General features: G+C 62.1%; 3 protein-coding genes. 1 reads left to right on the top strand and 2 read right to left on the bottom strand.

All coding sequences use genetic code 11. The features are described 5' to 3' along the window. Positions 1-271: 271 nt before the first annotated feature. Both ABSG20_RS32330 and ABSG20_RS32325 read right to left on the bottom strand, forming a co-directional pair. Positions 272-1,288: a hypothetical protein gene (locus tag ABSG20_RS32330; RefSeq protein ID WP_423868511.1), complete on the bottom strand. Its 1,017-nt coding sequence runs from the start codon at positions 1,286-1,288 to the stop codon at positions 272-274. Positions 1,289-1,604: 316 nt separating this feature from the next. After that, a complete protein-coding gene (locus tag ABSG20_RS32325; protein ID WP_423868510.1) occupies positions 1,605-2,177 on the bottom strand; it encodes a L,D-transpeptidase in 573 nt (190 codons plus the stop codon). Between the two features lie 221 nt (positions 2,178-2,398). On the opposite strand from ABSG20_RS32325, the gene ABSG20_RS32320 reads away from it, so the two are divergent. Further along, the coding region (locus tag ABSG20_RS32320; protein ID WP_423868509.1) for an acetolactate synthase large subunit at positions 2,399-3,587 on the top strand (1,189 nt) is incomplete at its 3' end.

Here is a 3,587-nt window from a genome sequence, read left to right as displayed (position 1 = left end):
CACCGAAACGGCCATCGCGGCGATAATGCTGCGGCGGCGGGGCCACGCGGAAAAGCCTGCCGCAAATCCCGTCTTGGCGAACTTTCTTCCTGACGACACCAATCCTCGCTTTCCCCCCGGAGTGATTTTCCGTTCGCGCCTTATGAAGGCATGGCGGCACAAGACGACATGACCAGCGATTCCCAACCACGAGTCACGCGAATTATATCACGCGTTCGACTTGGACGGGTAACTGAAAAACTCTTCCAGAGCGTGAGTTTATCTGCCGGCTTCAACCCTTTTGCCGCGCCTTGATCTCGTCGAACTTGGCAAGCGCTCGTTCAAATTTGGCATTGAATAGCCACATCGCATCGAGAATTTCGCGGAAGGTTGCAGATGTTTTTGCCCTGTCAGCCCTGCCAAAGGCGAAGATGCTGTTGTTTCGCAGATATCCCATGATGGTCGGCCCGGAAATTCGATAGCTGACGAGTTTGCCTGACTTGAGCGCGGACCTGGTCGGACTGGGAATGATCTGGATCAGCTCGAACAGCTTCATCTGATCGATCGGGTCTGGCAGTGTTTTCACGATCCCTGCCAGTTGCGGGAAAAGATCTGCGTGCTCGTTCATGAGGGCGTCGCGCACGGCGGTCCAGTGGTTGAACCGGTGATCCAGATGGCCAGCCCGCGCCTCTTCCTTGTCGTCGCGCAGGATCAGTACCGGATCGATGGCCGCTATCGAGGGTTTCATCACCGCCCACTTGGCTCGGCCGTTGTGATCTTCGGTTGGACCGGTCTGAAAACTTCCCTTGTACTTGTTCGAGCGTGCATTCCCGACGTTCTGATTGCCATTGGTCTCGGCAAAGAACAGGCCCAAGCTGATACGGCCTGCGGCTTCGGCATTGGCCGCATCAAGTCCCTCGGCTCGCGCGATGGCAGTTGCCAGATCGACAACGTCCTTGAACGGTGTATCCGATTTATGCGCATCGGCGGGTGGCACCTCCAGTATATCGAAAAGCGCCCTGTACTCGTCGATCAGCGGCTCCTTGTCGGCGTCAAAGTACGCCGGAGGAATTCCGAATTTATTGGGCCGCCCAATTTTGGAGGGAAGGGCATCGGTGAGGTCTTTGTATGCGCTCATCATGCCGATGCGTGCAAGATAGAGTGCCTGCCCCGGCAAGTTCGGCAGCGGTTGCTTCGAATTGATCTGCGCGCGCCGCTGGCCCAGGATCGACTCAAAATCGCTTACCGCCTTGCTGTACGCATTGAGTGCATCCAATTGTTTTTTCGTGGGTGCGTCCGCCTGCCCCATGGCGGGGGACACGAAGCTGAGATTGCCGATGGCGGGTGAGACGAGCGAGGCGACCGCGTCGATCATCGCATCGATGGCGATGAAAACCGGCGGCGTGAAGAGCAGTCCGAGAGCAAGAGCTGCCGTAGGCGCCGTGGTATGACATACCCTCATCATGGGCGATCCCGTCCCCGCAAATCAAGGATTCGACGCCTAACGAGACTTGAGTGATAGTGACCCGAGCGCCTGCAGGTCGCCCGGGATCTACACGTGAACGCACCCTTCGCGCGCCGAGGCGGTCATTCGCCGACCACTCTGAATTTACCGGTTCACGCCCTTAATTCAGCACCACCACGGTGGCGCCGACCGAGACACGATCGTAGAGATCGGTGACGTCCTCGTTGGTCATGCGGAAGCAGCCGGACGATACCGCCTGGCCGATCGTCTCCGGCTCGTTGGAGCCGTGAATGCGATAGAGCGTCGATCCCAGATAGATCGCCCGGGCGCCGAGCGGATTGTCGATGCCGCCGGCCATGTGGCGCGGCAGATCGGGCCGCCGTGCCAGCATCTGCGAGGGCGGCGTCCAGCTCGGCCATTCCTTTTTCGCGGAGATGCGGTGAACGCCGCCCCAGCGAAAGCCGTCGCGGCCGACGCCGATGCCGTAGCGCAGCGCCTGGCCATTGGACAGCACGAGGTAAAGCCGCCGCTCGGCGGTGTCCACGATAATCGTGCCGGGCGCATATCGGCTTTCGAAGCTCACGGTCGTGCGCGGAATCGGGCTCGATCCCCCGAACCTGAAATTAGGGCCGAAGCCCATGATGTCGCGCGTGTCGTAAGCCTGGGCTCGCGCATGACCGGCGTTTGCGAGCATGCTCGCCGCCGCCATCAACAAAGCAAAAACCCGGATCATCCTGTTCCCTCTACCATCGATCTGGCCGCGAGACAGGGCCATAATTATGGCAGTTTTTCAAGCCGCGGCCGCGCCAGCGTCGTGATCTTCGAACACTGCGGTTAAAAAAGGCACCCTGGTCCAGATGATGGCAGCAATGTCGGCTGAGCCTTTGACGAAAGCCGCCGGGAATGATTGATCTTGGCTGCGAGCAGGAAGCGGCGCGAACGGGAGTGGAACGGATGAACGGTGCGGAAAGTCTGGTGCGGACCCTGGTGGCGGGCGGTGTCGACGTCTGCTTTGCCAATCCCGGCACCTCGGAGATGCATTTTGTCGCCGCGCTGGATCGCGTCGAGGGCATGCGCTGCGTGCTCGCCCTGTTCGAGGGCGTGGTGACGGGTGCGGCCGACGGCTATTTCCGCATGAAGGGCCGGCCTGCCTCGACGCTGCTGCACCTCGGCCCCGGACTGGCCAATGGCCTCGCCAATCTGCACAATGCCAAGAAGGCCAATTCCGGCATCGTCAATATCGTTGGCCAGCATGCGACCTATCACATCGGATTCAATGCGCCGCTGACCTCCGACATCGAGGGTCTGGCGCGGCCGATGTCGGCATGGGTGCGGACCTCGCCGGACGCGAAATCCGTGGCCAAGGACGGCGCCGCCGCCATTGCCGCGGCCAAAAGCGCGCCGCCGCAGATCGCAACCCTGATCCTGCCCGCCGACACCGCGTGGAACGAGGCCGATGGCATCGCAGAGGTGCCGGCGCCATCGCAACGCGCGGGCTATTCCCCGGAGGCCGTCGAGGATGCCGCAAAAGTGCTGCGCGGCGCCGGGAGCCTGCTGCTCATCACCGGCACTGCGCTGACCGAGCAGGGGCTGGCGCTGGCGGCACAGATTGCCGGCAAGACCGGATGCAAGGTGATGGGCCAGACCTACAATCCGCGCATGGCGCGCGGCCGCGGGCGGTTTTCGATCGACCGCATTCCCTATGTGATCGAGCAGGCGCTGCCGATCCTGAAAGACTTCCGCCACATCGTTCTGGTCGAGGCCAACGATCCCGTGGCCTTTTTCGCCTACCCGAACAAGCCGAGCATGTTGAAGCCGGGGGGTTGCGAGGTTCATCGCCTGACCTCCGGCGGCGACAACTCGGTGGCGGCGCTGGAAGCGCTGGCATCCGCGCTCGGCGCCAAGCCAACCGACGCAAAACCGCAAGCCCTGGTCGAACTGGCCAAGCCCGTGGGCGCGCTGACCCATGCCTCGATCGCGCAGGCGCTCGCCATGGCGATCCCGGAAAATGCCATCGTGGTCGATGAATCCATCACCACCGGGCGCGGCTTCTTTCCGCCGACCGCCGCGGCTGCGCCGCACGACTGGCTGCAGAACATGGGCGGCTCGATCGGATTTTCGACGCCGGTCGCGACCGGGGCCG

Source organism: Bradyrhizobium sp. (assembly GCF_049512235.1).
Lineage (GTDB): Bacteria > Pseudomonadota > Alphaproteobacteria > Rhizobiales > Xanthobacteraceae > Bradyrhizobium.
The sequence above is the reverse complement of the archived record's forward strand: the minus strand, read 5'-3'. Positions and strand labels throughout refer to the sequence as shown.

Coding starts and splice junctions, on each gene's coding strand:
- ABSG20_RS32330 (WP_423868511.1), bottom strand. CDS start 1,288: ATGGGGCAGGCGGACGCACCCACGAAAAAACAATTGGATGCACTCAAT.
- ABSG20_RS32325 (WP_423868510.1), bottom strand. CDS start 2,177: ATGATCCGGGTTTTTGCTTTGTTGATGGCGGCGGCGAGCATGCTCGCA.